The sequence below is a fragment of the Enterococcus asini ATCC 700915 genome (assembly GCF_000407365.1).
GTDB lineage: Bacteria > Bacillota > Bacilli > Lactobacillales > Enterococcaceae > Enterococcus_C > Enterococcus_C asini.
On sequence record NZ_ASVU01000001.1, the window covers coordinates 1,561,451 to 1,579,535 of the forward strand.

An 18,085-nucleotide genomic window follows, 5' to 3' on the forward strand; every position below is an offset into this window, starting at 1 on the left:
AAATGGCACAACTGCCAAATTGTCCAGTTTGTAATTCAGCATACACCTATGAGGATCGAGGTCAGTTTGTCTGCCCAGAATGCGGTCATGAATGGGTGGAATCTACGGAAGAAGAAGTCGGCTTGGTGGTCAAAGACGCCAATGGCAATCTTTTGCAAGACGGGGACAGCGTGACGGTGATTAAAGACTTGAAAGTCAAAGGGGCATCTGGTCCTTTGAAACAAGGTACGAAAGTAAAAAACATCCGCTTAGTGGAAGGGGATCACAATATCGATTGCAAGATCGAAGGCTTTGGTCCTATGTCTTTGAAATCGGAGTTTGTTAAGAAGAATTAATTCACAGAAAGTTCATGGATTCCTGTTATACTATTGAGCAAGAAAATGGAGGGATGTTGTATGTATGGAATGTACGGTTTCGGCTATGGCCTATTCGATGGGACCTTTATCTTTGTCATCATCGGGCTGGTCTTGTCATTGGCTGCTTCGGCGTACGTGAAACACACCTTTAACAAGTACGATCAAGTCAAAAGCGTCAATCAAGTGACTGGGACCAGTGCCGCTCAATATATCTTGAATAGTCAAGGAATTCACAATGTGGGCGTGCAACAGATTTCCGGGGATTTGACGGATAATTACGACTCCCGCAACAAGATGTTGAGCTTGTCTCAGTCCACGGCACGTTCTACCTCAGTGGCGGCTATTGGAGTGGCGGCTCACGAATGTGGTCATGCGGTGCAAGATGCGAAGAGTTACTTCCCTTTGCGCTTGCGGGCGAGTCTGGTTCCTGTGGCCAATATTGGTTCCCAAATGGCCATGCCGATTATTTTGATTGGGCTTTTGTTGCAGACGAATTTCTTGATTCAAGTGGGCTTAATCGCGTTTTCTTTGGCCTTTTTATTCCAAGTGGTGACTTTGCCCGTGGAATTTAACGCTTCAAGACGAGCCCTAGCGATTTTAGGCGAAGGTGGGCTTCTGACACCAGAAGAATTGCCTCAAGCCCGGAAAGTTTTGATTGCCGCGGCTTTGACCTATGTGGCAGCAGCCATCAGTACTTTGCTGCAATTATTGCGACTGGTGATTTTGTTTGGTGGCCGTGGCCGCAACGATTAGTTGACTCTAAGCTTTTAGTGCGTTGAGAGGAGTGGCCTCATGTATCGGATCACGAAGGAACTGTTTGTCCGCATGGCATTTGCCGTGGGTGGTGTCATCATGCTCGGTTTAGGGGCGACGATCTTGCAAGAAGGACATGTGGGCCTAGACCCCTATACTTCGTCTAATATCGCTTTGTCAAAAGTTTTTGGCCTCTCTTTAGGGGTCTACCAACTAGGCGTGAATCTAGTATTCTTGCTGGTGATCTTTTTCATTGGGCGTAAGTATATCGGTTTTGGCACCTTGGTGAATATGGTCTTCGTCGGCTTTCTAATCGACTTTTTCACAGGAATATTTCGCCAAGCGGGACTTAGTGCCACGAATGTTTTCCAGCAAGTTTTATTCTTGTTAATCGGCACTGGGATCTTTACCTTAGGCGTGGCCATTTACACTGGAGCCGATTTAGGAAGTGCCCCTTATGATGCTTTGGCGCCTTCATTGGTGGATCGCACGGGGGCCAATTACCGCATCTTGCGGGTGACCCAAGATGTGTCTTTTACCTTACTGGCTTTCTTTTTACACGGACCGGTGGGTGTTGGGACCTTTATTAATGCCTTTTTAACGGGACCCTTAATCAGCTTCTGGAGCCAAAAAGTCGCATTGCCATTGATTGACAAAAGCGTCGCCAAAGTCAAATAAACATACAATCCGGGGCGTTTCATTAGTCCCGGATTTTTTATGCAAAAGCCTAGGAGAAAAGTGCTTTCAGTTCTCATAAAATGACCCCTGTGCTATGATAAAAGTAGGGGATAATCCCCATAGAAGCAGTTATTTAAGGAGGTTCCATTATGAAGACATCGACGAAAGTTGCGATTGGATTAAGTGTGGTGGCCGTGGCAGGAATCATTTCGGCTACAATTGTTTCAGAAAGTGTGACAGATACGCTACGCCATAAGAAGAATCGCCGAAAAGTGAAACGCTTTGTGGACGACAAATTTAACGGAAACGAGCGACTTTTAGGCGTGGTAGACGATCTCTCCGATGACGACTTGGATTCCTTGATGAATGTCATGGGGAAAATCAAAGACCGGAAAAAACAAGTTTCTGTCTATGGCGACAATGTCAAAGAAGCGACAGAAGGCATGAAGGATAAACTCCAAGGTTTTATCCATGATGTATTGGACTAAGAAATAATAAAAAAACGTCTGTAGAAAATGCACCGGCTGGGTCATTTTCCAAGGGCGTTTTTTTCTGATTTCTTTTTTTAGAATAATCGACTATAGTAAGACTAGGCATTCACCAGGAGGACGTTCATGAACATCGAATTATTCATTGCTACTCGGAAGGAAAAAGGATACTCTCAAAAGGAATTGGCCCAGGGAATTTGCACCCAGGCGACTTTGAGCCGTTTGGAAAACAATGGCCAGATTCCGACCTTAAAAATTTTGATTCAACTGTGCAATCGCTTGGAGTTGCCACTAGGGGAGCTCTTTCCTAAAGTGGGCACGCAAAATACTCAGCTGCGGGAGCTACTGAATCAAGGGGAGTTTTACTTGATTACCAGTGAATATGAGAGCTTGCGGACTCTTTTGGAACAGCTTGACCTAGTCGAAGTGACCCAGGCGGGACTGTTGTTGCAGTACTACTACCTACTGGGCTTTGAAATGATTTTTCGCCAGGCGCCGGTGACGGATGTCCTCTTTACCTTTGACAAACTCTTAGCAGAAGAGCATCAACATCCTCAAGAAATTTACCAGCTATTGGGCTATACAGGCATCGGTTTGGTTTATTTGCGGGAGAGTGACTTGAACAAAGCGGAGTATTACTTCAATCAAGTGCTAGAGCGGGTCTATCAATATCCTACTAATACCATTGAAGAAGTCTGGAAGGTTTTGAATATGGTCTTTCACTGTGGCTTGTTTTACGGGGAGCAAAAGGACTACGAGTCTAGCGATGGCCTTTTCCAATATGTCTTTTCCCTATGTGCGAAAAATCACGTGACCTACTACTTGGCGCGAGCAGTCTTTCAGTTGGCCCAAAATGCGCTGCAAGCAGGTCAAGAAAAAAGCCGTGTGTTGGAATTGCTCCAAGATGCCCGGGCTTATGCCAAGGTCAATGACAATCAGCGTTTATTGAAGCAAATCAACGCTCAAATGCAAGAATTAACATCGACTAATTAAGCTACTAAAAAGTCTGAATCACTGGGATTCAGACTTTTTTTGTGTGCTAAGAATTTTAAATATATAAAAAATGTATATTTTGAATTGACATCTTTATAATCAAGGCGTAGAATCGCTTTGTAAAATAATGTGAAAAAAGCCACAACCGGATAAAAGAAAGAAGGAGCGGCATGGTGCAAGGCAAACGGGTTGTTCGTTTAATGGGAACGATTATTGAGCTGACCATTGAACACGAAGCGGCGGAGTCGGTTTTAAACGAGTTGGTGACTCGCTTAAAGGAATACGAACACCGCTTCAGTGCCAATGATCCCAGCTCGGAATTGATGCAGGTGAATCGCCAAAGTGGCAAGAGCCCTGTGGTGGTCCATCCGGAACTGTATGAGTTGATCAAATTAGGCACAGCCCACAGTCAAGCGCCTGGCAGTCAGTTAAACATCGCCATTGGTCCTTTGGTACAGAGTTGGCGCATTGGTTTTAGTGATGCCCGCGTCCCCAGCGAGGCGGAGCTAAATGCCAAGCTAGCTTTGACGGATCCTGGCCAGATTGTCTTAGATGATGCCACTCACAGTGTCTTTTTGACGAAGCCCGGCATGGCCATTGACTTAGGTTCCTTAGCCAAAGGGTACATAGGGGATCGCTTGCTCGCGTACCTTCAATCAGTGGGAGCTCGCTCTGGTCTGTTGAATTTAGGCGGTAATTTACTGGTCTTTGGGCCTTCGTCTCATCCCCAGGGACTTTGGCGTATCGGCATCCGTGATCCTCAAGGGGAGCGGGAGGAGTATCGTTTGATTTTGGCTACACCGGCTACTTCCGTGGTGACCTCAGGGATTTATGAGCGACAGTTGGTCACAGGAAATCACCGTTACCATCACTTGATCGATCGTTATACGGGTCACCCTTTGGAAACGGACTTGGCCAGTTTGACGATTCTTTCACAAAAATCCGTGGATGGTGAGATTTGGACGACGCGGTTGTTTGGCAAAGAACCTGACGAGATTTTGGCAATTCTTGAACAGACTCCGGGAATTGAGGGCATTTTGATTATGAAAGATCGCCAGGTGTTGACCTCGGCCCAAGTGGCAGACCACATTATTTGGCAGTAAAGCTGGAAACGAGAAAGGAAGAGTACTATGGTGAAAATCGTCGCTTTAGTCGGGACTAATTCGGAAAACTCGACCAATAGACAACTATTACAATACATGAAAGCTCATTTTGCAAATCAAGCGGAGTTGGAATTACTTGAGATTAACCACTTGCCTTTGTTTGATAAACCTGCAGATAAAAAGGTACCAGAAGTGGTGCGTCAAATGGCCCTGACCATTGAAAGCGCCGATGGAGTGGTGATCAGTACGCCGGAATACGACCACGCCATTCCCGCCGCTTTACTGAATGCCTTGAACTGGCTTTCTTACGGCATCTATCCTTTTGTGGACAAACCGGTGATGATCATCGGTGCCTCATACGGAACACTGGGTTCTTCCCGGGCGCAAGCGCACTTGCGTCAAGTTTTGGATGCGCCGGAATTAAAAGCTCGGATCATGCCTAGTTCAGAGTTTCTTTTAAGTCATTCCCTACAAGCCTTTGATGAAAACAACGAACTGATAGATCAAGATATGGTGGCACAACTGGAAGGACTCTTTGAAGATTTCTTAGTATTTATGCAAATCACCAGCCAGCTGGGTCACGCCCATAGCGTCAATCAAAAGTTGGCGGAATCTGTTTCTTGGGAAAATCGATAAGGAGAAGTGAACGAGATGAAATTAATCGGATTAGTCGGGTCAGCCGCAGAGCAGTCATACAACCGAATTTTATTGGAATACATTTCCAAAGAATACAGTCAGCTTTTTGACTTGGAAATCATGGAAATCGCCAACTTGCCATTGTTTAATCAAAGTGACGATCAAACCGATAGTGTAGCCATTCAAAATTTAAACCGGAAAATCATGCAAGCAGATGGGGTCATTATCGCCACTCCGGAACACAACCACACCATTCCCGCGGCTCTAAAAAGTGCATTGGAATGGCTCTCCTTCAAGATTCATCCACTGGAAAATAAACCGGTGATGATCGTGGGCTGTTCGTATTACGACCAGGGAACCTCGCGGGCACAACTGCACTTGCGCCAAATCCTCGATGCTCCCGGGGTCAATGCCATCGTATTACCCGGCAATGAATTTCTTTTAGGCAAAGCCAAAGAAGCCTTTGACGAAAAAGGCAACTTAAAATCAGAAGGCACCCGGAAATTTTTAGGGAGTACTCTAGGGAAATTCGTCCAGTTCATCGAAGTAATCGGTCAATTGGACGGTGCCGCACCTAAATTACCACCGGAAGACTTGGAAGCAAAAGGAGCGATTGCCACAACGATTCCCGATATCGACAAAGCCGCCGAAGACTGGGTGGAACAAGCCGCTGCCGCAGTGGGGGCCGTCTCTGGGAACACCTATGTGGAACTAGATCGAGGGATCTTAACCGTGGATCAATTGAACTACTTCTTGCGCTCCATGCCCATGGAATTGACCTATGCCGACAGCAACAATCAATTTTTGTACTACAATCACTGTGCCGACGCCGAGGAGATGTTTGCCAAACGCCAACCGGGACAAGTCGGCAATGCCTTGGCTTATTGCCACCCACAAAAATCCTATAAAAACGTGGAGTGGGTCTTGCAACAACTACGCTCCGGAGCCCAAGATGTCATTCGGGTTCATGTACCGACCCACGGCCCAGACAAATACGTGGTTCACAATTACCAAGCCATGCATGATGAAGCCGGCAATTACGCCGGGGTCAATGAATACATCTTGGACTTTAAACCAATCGTGGACTGGTATTTGGCCCAAACCGGTCAAGCATTAGTCGGCGGGGAAGTAGATGCCGTGGCTGGTGCTTCAAAAAATGCCGGGGAAACCTCAGCAGCCCCTGCTGTAGACGCCGTAGCCAGTGCTTCTAAAAGTGATGCACCAATACCGGCGAAAGTTCCGGTAGCTGCCGCAAGCGTGGACGGTGTTTCCAGCGCTTCAGTAAAATAAAAAATGCAAAAAAACGTCTGCCTAGGAAGAGATTCTCCTGGGGCAGACGTTTTTTGTGATTTTTACTGACTGCTCTAGCAATCATTTTACAGGGGTTAATACTTCAAAAAGCCATCGAAGTTTTCGTTTTCGATTTGGATATCGGCGCCTTTTTCATTTAAAGTAGCTACTCGCCTAACGCCCCATTCCGACATAGAGACGAAAATATTGCGCAAGGTTTTGCCTTCTTCTGTTAAGGAGTATTCCACTTTAGGGGGGACTTGATTGTAGACTTTCCGCAAAATGATGCCGTCCGCTTCTAATTCCCGTAGTTGTTGCACTAGCATCTTTTGAGTGACTGCGGGGATGTTCTTTTGCAATTCACTGGTGCGTTGAGGGCCGTTTCCCAGATGGCAGAGGATGATAGGTTTCCATTTGCCTCCGATAACATCGAGAGTAGTTTCTACCGCTAAATGATAAATTTTTTTCATAACTAAACTCCTTTTTTAAGGCTTGTTTCGTCAGTCAGCATACCACCCACGGCTCGCCCTCGCAATGATTGGCTTTCAAGGCTACTTTTCTTCAGCTGAGTTGTCTAGGTCTTAAACTTTTCTTTACCATTTGAGTCAGGCCAAAAGCCAGGTGTTATCAAATTGTTACTTTAAAGTGGCTAGCAAACAAAAAAGTAGGTACTAGGCAAAAAGAGGCAAGTGTCTATAATTGCTTTTACGAGGTACGTAACCATTACTCGGAAAAAGAAAGGATGAAGAAAATGTACAACTTTTTATCAACTTATCGCTTTGCCAATGGCTTAGAAGTCAAAAACCGGATCGTTATGTCACCTATGACGACCATGGCCAGCTTTTACAACGGCATGGTGACGAAAGAAGAAATCGCCTATTACGCTTTACGGGCTGGGGGACCGGGGATGATCGTCACCGGGGTGGCCAATGTCAGTGAAAGTGGCAAAGGATTCGAAGGGGAGCTTTCCATCACTCGAGACGAAATGATTCCCGGGTTGAGCAAGCTTGCCAAAGGAATTCAAAAGGATGGCACGAAAGCGATTTTGCAGATTTTCCACGCCGGCAGAAAGTCCACTAGTAAGGTTTTGCGCGGGGAACAACCAGTGAGCGCTAGCAAAATTGCGGCTAGTTATCCAGCAGACTCCGAAGTGCCTCGTGCTTTGACGGAAAAAGAAATTCTACAAATCATCGAAGACTTTGGTGAAGCGACGAGAAGAGCGATTGTAGCTGGTTTTGATGGGGTGGAACTCCACGGGGCCAATACTTATTTGTTGCAACAATTCTATTCGGAAAATGCCAATCAACGGGAAGACGACTGGGGCGGCAGCCGGGAAAAACGCCTGAAGTTTCCTTTAGCCGTCATTGAAAAAGTCAATCAAGTGGTAGCCAAATACAGCAAAGGACCTTTTCTAGTGGGCTATCGCATCTCTCCAGAAGAAATAGAAACACCAGGGATTCGTTTGGCTGATTCCTTGTACTTTGTGGATCAAATCAAAGATAAGATCAGCTACCTTCATCTATCCATGGGGAGTTACCAACGGACTTCATTGAACGATAAAACCGACAGCCGCAGTTTAGTGTCTCAATTTGCCGAAAAGACCAAAGGGGTAGTACCTTTAATCGGTGTCGGTTCCGTGGAAAGCCCTGCCGACGCTGAGGCAGCCCTAGCCGATGGAGCCGATTTTGTCGCCATTGGTCGGGAATTGATCAGAGAACCAAAATGGGTTCAAAAAGCTGCTGCCGGAGAGCCTTTACGTAATACATTGAGCCCTTACGATTTGGACGAATTAGCGATTCCAGTAGCCATGCAAGAATACTTGCAAACCGCTTTTCGCAGTGTCATGCACTTTACGGAAGACGGCACAGAATTTGACAGCTATCAAAATAATCTGGCGCCGATGGAAGGTTTTGAAAAGAAATTGTAGTACCAAACTAAACACGCCAAAAGACCCGCCTGCATAGGAGCAAGCGGGTCTTTTGGTATTGGAAAGGTATAGGGTTAAGAAATGAACACGAGATTAAGGAAGCTTGATTACTTGTTCGGACTCTTTGTCGAAGAAGTGTGCTTTCGAGATGTTGAATGCTAGATCCATCATTTCACCAGGACGGTGGAAGTCACGAGCATCTACTTTAGAGATGAATTCAGTATCCCCGATACGAGTGTACAACATGGATTCGGCACCTAGTAATTCAGATACCACAACTTCAGCGGTAACTGTTGCTTCAGGAGATGCTTGAATCGCAACTTGTTCAGAGTGAATATCTTCTGGACGGATACCAAAGACTAATTGCTTGCCTTCGTAGCCTTTTTCCACCAAGATTTTGTTTTTCCCTTCAGGAATGCGTAGTTTCAAGCCGTGGCCGTCAGTGATGACCCCGTTGTTCAAAGTAACGTTGAAGAAGTTCATAGCTGGAGAGCCGATGAAGCCTGCAACGAACATGTTAACTGGTGTATCGTAAACTTCTTGAGGAGTTCCGATTTGTTGGATGAAACCATCTTTCATGATAACGATCCGGTCCGCCATGGTCATCGCTTCTGTTTGGTCATGGGTTACGTAGATTGTAGTAGTGTTCAAACGTTGGTGCAATTTCGCGATTTCGGCACGCATGGCAACCCGCAATTTCGCATCCAAGTTAGATAAAGGTTCATCCATCAAGAAGACTTTTGCATCCCGCACGATGGCACGACCCAAGGCAACCCGTTGACGTTGACCACCGGACAAGGCAGCCGGTTTACGATCCAAGTATTCAGTCAAACCTAAGATTTCTGCAGCGTTTTCTACCCGAGTTTTGATGTCGGCTTTGTCGTATTTACGCAATTTCAAACCGAATGCCATGTTGTCAAAAACGGTCATGTGTGGGTACAAAGCGTAGTTCTGGAATACCATGGCGATGTCCCGATCTTTAGGTGCTACGTCGTTCATCACGTTGCCGCCGATTAACAATTCACCTTCTGAAATGTCTTCCAAACCTGCGATCATCCGCAAAGTAGTGGATTTCCCACAACCGGAAGGACCTACGAAGACGATAAATTCGCGATCTGCGATGTTCAAGTTGAAGTCAGTTACAGAATAGTTTTCTGCGCTGTCATATTTTTTGTACACGTGTTGTAATGCCATTTCTACCATTGAAAATACCTCTTTTCGTTTTCTATGGGTTAACTATACCTGAAAGCGCTTTTTGAATGCCATGACAATCTGCACAAAACCACAGGAGATTTTTTGTACACTTTGTTGAAAACGCAAACAACGTTGGAAAAACTCCCAGCGTTGTCCTCCTGTTTGTAGTATGCGATTAGCCAAGAACTTGGTCTAGCACCGGCGTTTTGTGGAATAAAGAGGCGGTGGCTTGATAGATTTGGCGAGCGGTAGCCGCATTGTTCATAGTGTACAAATGAATGCCGGCCACGTCTTGGGTGATGAGGTCCACGATTTGATCCACAGCATAGGCCAGCCCCGCATCTCGTAAGGCCACGGGATTGTGCTCATACTTGTCTAAGATAGCCAAGAATTTTTTGGGCAACTTAGCATCGGCAGTTTGGATGATGCGCAAGGCTTGTTTGCGATTTACGATGGGCATGATGCCGGCCAAAACCGGAGCTTGGATATTGGCCAACTGACAGATCTCCAAAAAACGATAGAAGACTTCATTGTCAAAGAAAAGTTGGGAAATCAACTGGTCGCAGCCCCTAGCTACTTTTTCTTTCAAATGCAAGACATCGGCCACATGACTTTTTGACTCGGGATGGACTTCTGGGTAGCACGCCCTACTGATTTCAAAGTGGGGGGCCGCTTCTTTAATATAAGCTACCAAGTCACTGGCGTAAGAAAAATCTTTTGTGGGAGGAATCTGTGGATCGATGTCCCCCCGTAAGGCCAAGACTTGTTTTATACCTAGCTGCTCTAATTGGGTCAAGATAGCGGTAACTTGTTGTTTACTTAAGTAACAGGCGGGCAAGTGGGCAATCGTTGGAATCTGCAGGTGATTTTTCACATAGCCGGCGACTTTTAGCGTGGTTTCTTCGATATTGCGCTTGTTGTTGCTACAAGTCACGCTGATAAAGTCCGGGGCCAAATCTCCCAACTGTTCCAAAGTCCCCAAGAGCTTTTCTTCCCCCACGTGGGTATTAGGAGGGAAGATTTCAAAGGACAAAGAGGCATGTGACATAGGCGGACTTCCTTTCTATTGGATACTAGTTGACACGGGTTCGCTAATTGTTTGGCGAATTGCTTTGGCTGCTGTGGTGAGATTGGCCAAACTTTCTCGGGTTTCCGGGATGCCTCGCGTTTTCAGACCACAGTCGGGATTGATCCAGAGTTTTTCCGGTGTGACTTTGGCTAGGATTTTCTCGATGGTTTCACTAATTTCACTAACGCTTGGGACACGAGGGGAATGGATATCATAAACCCCGGGGCCCACTTGGGTTTGGAAGTTTTGCGCCTTCAAAGCGTCCAAAATCTCCAAATTGGAACGGGACGCTTCAAAAGAAATCACGTCTGCGTCCAGATTTTCAATCGCCGGGATGATATCCGTGAACTCGCTATAACACATATGGGTATGAATCTGAGTGGTGGCGGAGACTTTGCTGTGAACTAAGCGGAAAGCCGGAATGGCCCAATCCAAGTATTCTTGGTACCAATCGCTTTTTCGTAAAGGTAATTTTTCCCGCAGTGCGGCTTCGTCGATTTGAATCATGGAGATGCCATGGGCTTCCAAGTCCAAGACTTCTTCTTGAATGGCCAAAGCCAGTTGCAAGGTGGCATCTTTTAAACTGATATCCTCCCGGGGGAATGACCAGTTTAAAATCGTGACAGGCCCGGTCAGCATGCCTTTGACGAATTTATCCGTGCGGGACTGGGCGTATTGGGACCATTTCACGGTGATGGCCGCCCCCCGTTTTATATCTCCCCAGATAATCGGGGGCTTAACACCCCGGGTACCGTAAGACTGCACCCAGCCATTTTTACTAAAGAGGTAGCCGGCGAGATTTTGACCGAAATATTCCACCATGTCGTTGCGCTCAAATTCCCCGTGGACCAAAACATCTAGCCCAATGGCTTCTTGCCAAGCCAGCCAGTCATCAATTTGTGCCGCTACAAAGGCATCATAAGCAGCTTCGGTGATTTCTTGCCGTTTAAACTGGGCTCTAGTGCGCTTGACTTCCCGGGTTTGGGGAAAGGAACCAATCGTGGTCGTCGGCAGCAACGGCAGCTGGAAGACGGCTTTTTGCAAGGCTTCTCGCTGGGCAAAAGCTGGTGTCCGGACAAAATCTTCCGGAGTAAGGGCGGCTAGATTGGCTTGGACTTGCGGGTCTGGGGCAAAGCGTTTTTGGGCAAAGAGTGCTTGATTGACCGTTAAAGGAGAATGATTGTCCTGGCGAATGGCTGCCAAATCGGTTAATTCCTGTAATTTTTCTTTTGCAAAGGCGAAGTGGGCGACAATTTCCGGTGCAAAGTCTTCATTAGCTGTCGTGTAAGGCACATGAAGTAAGGAACAAGAAGTGGACAAGACCGCAGTTTGGGGCAGCTGAGCTAAGAGGTCCAAAGTCTTCTGGTAGTCATTGCGCCAGATGTTTTTGCCATTTACCACTCCGGCGTAGAGGCGTTTGTCTTTGGGGAAGCCTTTTTCCACGAGGGCTAAACTTTGCACCCCTTCCACAAAGTCTAAGCCGATACCATCAAAGGGCAAGGCGATGACACTGTCGTACGCATCCCGGATATCCCCAAAGTAGGTTTGCAAAAGGACTTTTAATGGCTTGTCTGCTAAGAGTTCTTGATAGATTTCTTCAAAAAGCGCTAGGTCTGTAGCGGTCAAGTCTTTCACCAAGGCAGGCTCGTCTAGTTGCAACCATTGGGCTCCTAAGTCTGCTAGCTTCGTCAAAACTTCTTTGTACGCCGCGACCAAAGCTTTGGCAAAATCTCTTGGGGTGCTGCCTGCAGCGTATTCTCCGAGACTCAGTAATGTGAAAGGCCCTACTAGCACCGGGCGAGTGGTGATTCCCAGTGCTTGGGCTTCTTTAAATTCTTGAAAGATTTTCTCGTCATTTAATTTAATCTTGGTGTCTGCTTCAAACTTTGGCACCAAATAATGATAGTTTGTATTGAACCATTTTTTCATCGGGCGAGCTTTAATATCGCCTTTTGGTCCTTGGTAGCCCCTAGCCAAAGCAAAGTACTGATCCAAGGAACTCAGTTCAATATCTTTGATCTCAGAAGGTAAGATATTGAATAAAAAGGCGGTATCCAGGGTGGTGTCGTAAAAAGAAAAATCATTGCTGGGAATTTCATCGATACCGCTGTCTTTAAGGGTCTGCCAATGCTTTTGGCGCAAGGCGCGGGCGGTTTCTTGTAAGTCTGCTTCACTGATTTCTTGGCGGAAGTATTTTTCTGTAGCAAATTTTAATTCCCGGTATTCACCAATCCGGGGAAAGCCGATAATGGTTGTGGTCATGGCAGTCGCTCCTTGTCTTTGAAAAGTAGTGTGGTTGTTAGTAGCTAAGGTACCACGCATTTTCGACTTTGAATAACTGAAAAAAAATATGACTGCTTATAGCTTTCAACTATATCTTGAAGTAAACTATAGGGAATACTTGGAAGGAGGAGGCAATTATGCGGATTCAACAGTTGGCTTATTTGGAAAAAATCGTGGAAAAAGGGTCAATTAATGAGGCCAGTAAGGAACTTTTTTTAAGTCAGCCAAGCTTGTCCAATGCGGTGAAGGACTTAGAAGCGGAAATGGGCATTCAAATCCTCCGACGCCATCAATCCGGCGTCAGTCTGACTACAGAAGGCCGAGAATTCATGATTTATGCCCGGCAGATTTTGGATCAGGTTAATTTATTAGAAGGCAAGTACAAAGCGGGGGCACCTCGGAAACAGGCCTTTTCCGTTTCGGCCCAGCACTATGCATTTGTGGTCCATGCCTTTGTGGAGTTGATCCGGGAAGTAGATGCGGCGGAGTATCAATTCACGCTACGGGAAACGGAAACCTTGAATATTCTGGCGGACTTAACGGCTTTTAAAAGCGAGTTGGGGATTTTGTATTTAAACAAGTTCAATCGCCAAGTCATGGAAAAACTCTTTAAGGATTCGGATTTGGAGTTTCATCCTTTGTTTACTGCTAGCCCCCATGTCTTTGTCAGCCGGGACAATCCATTGATCAAGCAAAGTTCCGTGAGTTTAGAAGATTTGGCGGATTATCCGTATTTGTCCTATGAGCAAGGGGACGGGGACTCCTTTTATTTCTCTGAAGAAATCTTGAGCACTTTGCACCGGAAGCGTCAGATCAAGGTTAGCGATCGGGCGACGATTTTCAATCTCATGGTAGGTTTGAGGGGTTATACGATTAGCTCAGGCATTATATCTAGCGAGTTAAATGACGATAAAATCGTGGCAATTCCCTTAAACGTAGATGATCCGATTCAGTTAGGTTGGTTGAAGCACCGTCAGCTGGAACTATCACCATTAGGCGAGCGCTATTTGGCCTTGTTAAAAAATCATATCCAAGGCTATGGATTTGCCATTGAAAAATAAAAAAACGTCTTTTCCACCTGATTCCAGATGGGAAAGACGTTTTTATTTATCGGCAAAGATTTCGATTAGTAGATGACAAAAGACTAAATCGTTCATATTTTTCAGATCCAAACGAGTGGCTTCTTGGAATTTGTCAATGCGATAAAGGACGGTATTGCGGTGGAGAAAGAGTTCTTTGGCGGCCGAGCTGACGTTTCCTTGGCTTTGCCACAAGGCGCGGAGGATATCGATCATCTCCGAGTCACTGAACCAATCTTGGTACAAGCCATTCATCATGGGGCTAGCTTTGACCGGCTCGCCAATAAAATAATTAATCGCCGTGGAAGTGAAGGGAAAGTCCTTCTGGCGATTGCGAGTGGCGAGCTCCCCAGTAAAAATCTTTTGTTCTTCTTGGAAATTAGCCGCCAAACTGGTGGGATCCCCGTGAAAAGCCCCTACAAAGACTTGCGTGTAGATATCAAAGTCCGTATCCAGAGCTTGAAATAAGCCAAAAATCTCTTCCACCGGATAGTTCGTATCGCCTTTTTCCTCGATTAAAAGTAACAAGTCATCCTGAATAAAAAAACGGTCCACCAAGCGTAAAAACATATCATCGATTTCTGCTAGCCATTCTTTTTTTAAAAAGCCGGGCTGAATTTTCAACTTAACCTGAATCACCCGCAAAGCCGGTGTGGCAGGTACTGGTGCGCCTTCAAATAAAATCTGATACCAGAGATGCTCTTTTTCGGCGTGATGGGTGGTGTGGGGTGCGAAAAGTTCTAAAAGCTGCAATTCCCGAGGCGTTAACTCGGTTTTAGCCACGTGAAAAAAGCCCTGATCTACGGGAATCGTCAGTTCTTGCTCGCTTCCGTGGGGCTGCTGATCCACTCGTCCAGTGGGGAAAATTGCGGGTAATTGATTACTATCCATGTTGGTCATCCTTTACTAAGTTGAGTTTATTGTAGCAGTTTCTCCACTAAAAAGGTAGGGCAAGAAAAAAAGACCAGGAACAAGTCCTGGCCTTCATCCAACTTGATTGAATGTTAAAATCCGCGACTGCCGCCACCAAAGGTTCCGCCACCACTAGAGGAAGTGGTGCTGCCACCACCGCCAAAGCCGCCACCGGAGTTGTTATTTCTCGGAATCCGGCGAGTCGTGACAAAGGAATTGGTTAATTGATTTTCATTCACGGTCAAATTTACTTGGGATTTTTCTTGATAAGGGTATTTGTAAGTTCCTAGTTTCAATTGATAACGGGATTTGATGACCACGAAAAAGGCAATGGCCGCCACCAGTGCAATCAAAAACGCGATAAAGGCTTCAAAAGGGGAAATCGTCTTGTAATACGTGATTTTCCCGGTTTCTTCATCTACCCGGTAATGACCGCTAGGCACCCCGTCGTCCACAAAACCTGCTGCCATGGAGAAAAAGCTGTTGCCGGCGCTGAAGTAATCCCCAGCCCCCATAGCGCTTTGCAACGTGTCAAAGATCTCCTCCAAGCGACTGTCAGTTAAGTAATCAATCATATTCCCAGAAGTCTTAATGGCGGTGACCCGTTGATTCATATCCATGAAAAGTACGGCGCCGTTATTGTTATTGCCAACTTTATCCCGCAAGTATTCCTGAGCGAATTCTTCCGGATCTTCACTATTGTCCGCAGAAGTCACCAAGTAAACGTCCCCTTTAATCGTATCGCTAAGGCTGACCGCCTGACTTTCCAACTCCGAGATTTCCGTGGCGCTAAAAAGGCCCGCATTGTCTTCAATATGCTCACTAGTAGCCGTAACCGATTGAGGTAAGGCAAAAACTAAGAGTCCAAATAATAGAAAGAGTAGTTTTTTCATAGTAAATACGCCACCCCCAAAAACAATGCCAAGAGTACGGCGAAGATGCCACCGGAAACGAGGCCGAGTTTTTTGTAGCTAATGGGCAGGATACCGGCCACTTTACCTGTTTGACCATTCATAGCGTAATAAAAGGTCTTCTTGTTATCGTCATCGGCTTGATAGGTCACCAGCCATACTGGCAAAAGCAAGTATTCCTTTTGGGTGTCTGTGATGTCCAAGTGACTATTGGTGACGACAAAGCTGGAAAAACTCCCCACGGTGTTCTTCAAAAGATTTTCCGCATAGCCTTTTAGTTCTTTTTCAACATCGGGAGCCATGCTTTGGTACTCGATGTCCCGTTTTTCTGCTTGGAAGCCGGCTAAGTATTGATCCTTAAAAGCCACGGCTTGATCCAATTGGAAAGGTTGGACGGAAGCCACCATTTTTTGTTGGGCATTTTTGGACAAGGCATTTTTGACCAAATCGCTAAAGCGAAAACGCCCGGCCCGACGCACTTCGTATTGTTTGGTTTCCGTGTATTCGATATCCCCGGCAATCCAAACACGTAAGGCAGTCCCGGTCCCATTTAAGCCGCCGTCTGCTTGGGCATTGACATTCCAATAAGGGAAGTATACCCCGGTGAGTTTTTCTACTTGGTCTTCATTAAAGAAGGCTTTAGGCACAAACCATTTTTTTTGCGACCAGTCTAAAAACTTGCTGACGGCTTCTTCTTTGGTCACGGCAAAGGGGAGGACCTTATCCGGCAAAAACTTACCGGATAAGCGACCTTGTAAGACCACGGGATTGTGACAGTAATAGCAAAATGTCGCCGCCGTAGTAGCATCCGTGACGATTTCCGCCCCACAGCTAGGACACAGGTAGAGATCCATGGCTTCTGCTGCGGTTTCGGTGTCTTTGTCCGTAGCGGTAGTATCCGTCGCCTCGCCACTCGCTGTTCCATTTTCAGTAGTAGTTGTCGAGTCATCTTGCATTTGGGCAGCTTTTTGCTTGGCTTCAAATTCAGTGACTTCTTCTTCCGTAAAGATACTCAAACAGTAGGGACAATGAAATTTTTGATCGGCGGGATCAAAGGTTAAGGCCCCGCCGCAGTTCGGGCATTTGTGTGTGATTACCTCCATGGTGCCACCCCTTTGTTAGTCATCCAAAGGCACGCCTTTAAAAGGTTTGCCACAATGAGGACAGAATTTTGGAATGCCCGCTGACAAATCAACGGTTTCGCCACATTCGGCACATTTCATTGCCAATTTAGCGCTGGTTGCCACAGGAGCTGGTTTCGCTTCACCACAATTGCTGCAGAATTTGCCGGTGTTTTCCGTACCGCATTTTGGACAAGTCCAGCTTTCCCCAGCAGCTTGAGCAGCCGGTTGGGATTGTTGTGCCTGTTGCTGTTGTTGTTGAATTTGTTGGTTATTGGCTTGGGATGCTTGGTTTAAAAAGCCTCCCCCGGCGTTAGTTGCCATGCCCATACCCATAAAGCCAGTGGTTGCTCCGGCAGCATTTTTGCCGGCTTCTTCCATACCGCGAGCCACAGATCCTTGCACATAGCCTTCTCGCACATTTGGATCCCCTAGCATTGCCCCTTGGTTCCGCATATTGATCAGTTTCATGGAGTCGTCGGTGTAAGAGATGCTTGCCACAGCCACGGCCACGATTTCCATGCCGCGCAGTTCTTTCCAGCTAGCATCCAAGACATCGGCCATGTATTTGGACAACTCCATGCTCTTGGAAGGTACATAGCTGATCCGTTGTCCTTCAGCCGACATTTGGTTAATGGAAGACTGCAAACCAGTCAAGAATTCGTTTAAGTATTGTTCGTTGATTTCATTGATATCCACTTGGGTTTTGTTTTTCGGAATGGCATTCGCGTAAAACAAAATCGGATCGGTGATTTTAATGGAGTAGGTCCCGTGAGCCCGTAAAAATAACTCGGCATTGTAGAAGTTATCGAAATAATTCAAAGGTGCCGGGGTACCGAATTTAATCCCTTTGATTTCTTGTAAGTTTAAGTAGAAGACTTGTTGTTTTTGCGGCGTGACACCACCGAATTTGAAACGACTGAAGGTTTCTTTCACCGCGTCTTTTAAGGAGCCGTTCAAAAGGGAAGGAGCGCTGTCATTTTTGACGGTGTAGTAGCCTTCTTCAGCGGTGTAGTCGATGATTTTCCCACCATCCACTAACAACATCATCATATTCGGATAAACGTGGATGACGGAGCCGTCCGTGATGACATCTTCTGTGCCTTTGCGATTGGCGCCACGCTTGTCATTTTGGCGGACTTTAACCCCTTTTGTAAGGACCGTTGTATCCCCCATATTGTCTGGTTCGATGACCTCTAGCCATTGGTCGGCTAATCCGCCACCGATTGTACTGGTTGCTGCTTTAATGATACCCATCTTGCTTCCTCCTATTCATAACTTAGTGTTCCGTT

The 18,085-nt window shown here is 46.2% G+C and carries 18 protein-coding genes; 10 read left to right on the forward strand and 8 right to left on the reverse strand.

Annotated features, from left to right (window positions below):
• Positions 1–2 precede the first annotated feature (2 nt).
• The 8 genes from I579_RS07585 (at position 3) to I579_RS07620 (ending at position 6,297) form a co-directional block, all read left to right on the forward strand.
• A complete protein-coding gene (locus I579_RS07585) occupies positions 3–335 on the forward strand; it encodes a zinc ribbon domain-containing protein YjdM (protein WP_010754199.1) in 333 nt (110 codons plus the stop codon).
• Positions 336–404: 69 nt separating this feature from the next.
• Positions 405–1,109 carry a zinc metallopeptidase gene (locus tag I579_RS07590; RefSeq protein WP_174270017.1) on the forward strand — a complete coding sequence of 235 codons (705 nt, stop codon included), beginning with the start codon at positions 405–407 and terminating at the stop codon, positions 1,107–1,109.
• 39 nt (positions 1,110–1,148) lie between these two features.
• Positions 1,149–1,787 carry a YczE/YyaS/YitT family protein gene (locus I579_RS07595; RefSeq protein ID WP_010754197.1) on the forward strand — a complete coding sequence of 213 codons (639 nt, stop codon included), beginning with the start codon at positions 1,149–1,151 and terminating at the stop codon, positions 1,785–1,787.
• A 149-nt stretch (positions 1,788–1,936) separates the two neighbouring features.
• Positions 1,937–2,275, forward strand: a complete 339-nt coding sequence (locus I579_RS07600) for a hypothetical protein (protein ID WP_010754196.1) — start codon at positions 1,937–1,939, stop codon at positions 2,273–2,275.
• 126 nt (positions 2,276–2,401) lie between these two features.
• Positions 2,402–3,268, forward strand: coding sequence for a helix-turn-helix domain-containing protein (locus I579_RS07605; protein WP_010754195.1), 867 nt, complete (start codon positions 2,402–2,404; stop codon positions 3,266–3,268).
• A gap of 170 nt (positions 3,269–3,438) precedes the next feature.
• Positions 3,439–4,371, forward strand: a complete 933-nt coding sequence (locus I579_RS07610) for an FAD:protein FMN transferase (RefSeq protein ID WP_010754194.1) — start codon at positions 3,439–3,441, stop codon at positions 4,369–4,371.
• 27 nt (positions 4,372–4,398) lie between these two features.
• Positions 4,399–5,007, forward strand: coding sequence for an NADPH-dependent FMN reductase (locus I579_RS07615; protein WP_010754193.1), 609 nt, complete (start codon positions 4,399–4,401; stop codon positions 5,005–5,007).
• Between the two features lie 15 nt (positions 5,008–5,022).
• Positions 5,023–6,297: an NADPH-dependent oxidoreductase gene (locus tag I579_RS07620; protein ID WP_010754192.1), complete on the forward strand. Its 1,275-nt coding sequence runs from the start codon at positions 5,023–5,025 to the stop codon at positions 6,295–6,297.
• A gap of 95 nt (positions 6,298–6,392) precedes the next feature.
• Here I579_RS07620 and I579_RS07625 read toward each other — a convergent pair whose 3' ends face one another.
• Entirely contained in the window at positions 6,393–6,767 is a 375-nt protein-coding gene (locus tag I579_RS07625) for a winged helix-turn-helix transcriptional regulator (protein ID WP_010754191.1), read from the reverse strand.
• 281 nt (positions 6,768–7,048) lie between these two features.
• On the opposite strand from I579_RS07625, the gene I579_RS07630 reads away from it, so the two are divergent.
• Positions 7,049–8,224, forward strand: a complete 1,176-nt coding sequence (locus tag I579_RS07630) for an NADH-dependent flavin oxidoreductase (RefSeq protein ID WP_010754190.1) — start codon at positions 7,049–7,051, stop codon at positions 8,222–8,224.
• Between the two features lie 93 nt (positions 8,225–8,317).
• Here the strand turns inward: I579_RS07630 and I579_RS07635 are convergent, their stop codons facing one another.
• From I579_RS07635 to metE, 3 genes are all read right to left on the reverse strand, one after another.
• Positions 8,318–9,427: an ABC transporter ATP-binding protein gene (locus I579_RS07635; RefSeq protein WP_010754189.1), complete on the reverse strand. Its 1,110-nt coding sequence runs from the start codon at positions 9,425–9,427 to the stop codon at positions 8,318–8,320.
• Between the two features lie 166 nt (positions 9,428–9,593).
• The gene (gene metF, locus I579_RS07640) at positions 9,594–10,466 is read right to left on the reverse strand and encodes a methylenetetrahydrofolate reductase [NAD(P)H] (RefSeq protein ID WP_010754188.1); all 873 of its coding nucleotides are present in this window, start codon (positions 10,464–10,466) and stop codon (positions 9,594–9,596) included.
• A 15-nt stretch (positions 10,467–10,481) separates the two neighbouring features.
• A complete protein-coding gene (metE, locus tag I579_RS07645) occupies positions 10,482–12,749 on the reverse strand; it encodes a 5-methyltetrahydropteroyltriglutamate--homocysteine S-methyltransferase (protein ID WP_010754187.1) in 2,268 nt (755 codons plus the stop codon).
• A gap of 158 nt (positions 12,750–12,907) precedes the next feature.
• On the opposite strand from metE, the gene I579_RS07650 reads away from it, so the two are divergent.
• Entirely contained in the window at positions 12,908–13,831 is a 924-nt protein-coding gene (locus I579_RS07650; protein WP_010754186.1) for a LysR family transcriptional regulator, read from the forward strand.
• Positions 13,832–13,873: 42 nt separating this feature from the next.
• Here I579_RS07650 and I579_RS07655 read toward each other — a convergent pair whose 3' ends face one another.
• The 4 genes from I579_RS07655 to I579_RS07670 form a co-directional block, all read right to left on the reverse strand.
• Positions 13,874–14,740, reverse strand: coding sequence for a helix-turn-helix domain-containing protein (locus tag I579_RS07655; RefSeq protein WP_010754185.1), 867 nt, complete (start codon positions 14,738–14,740; stop codon positions 13,874–13,876).
• A gap of 113 nt (positions 14,741–14,853) precedes the next feature.
• A complete protein-coding gene (locus I579_RS07660) occupies positions 14,854–15,654 on the reverse strand; it encodes a TPM domain-containing protein (protein WP_010754184.1) in 801 nt (266 codons plus the stop codon).
• The gene (locus tag I579_RS07665; RefSeq protein WP_010754183.1) at positions 15,651–16,775 is read right to left on the reverse strand and encodes a TFIIB-type zinc ribbon-containing protein; all 1,125 of its coding nucleotides are present in this window, start codon (positions 16,773–16,775) and stop codon (positions 15,651–15,653) included. Before I579_RS07665 ends, I579_RS07660 begins: the two co-directional genes overlap by 4 nt.
• 15 nt (positions 16,776–16,790) lie before the next feature.
• The gene (locus I579_RS07670; protein ID WP_010754182.1) at positions 16,791–18,050 is read right to left on the reverse strand and encodes an SPFH domain-containing protein; all 1,260 of its coding nucleotides are present in this window, start codon (positions 18,048–18,050) and stop codon (positions 16,791–16,793) included.
• Positions 18,051–18,085: the final 35 nt, after the last annotated feature.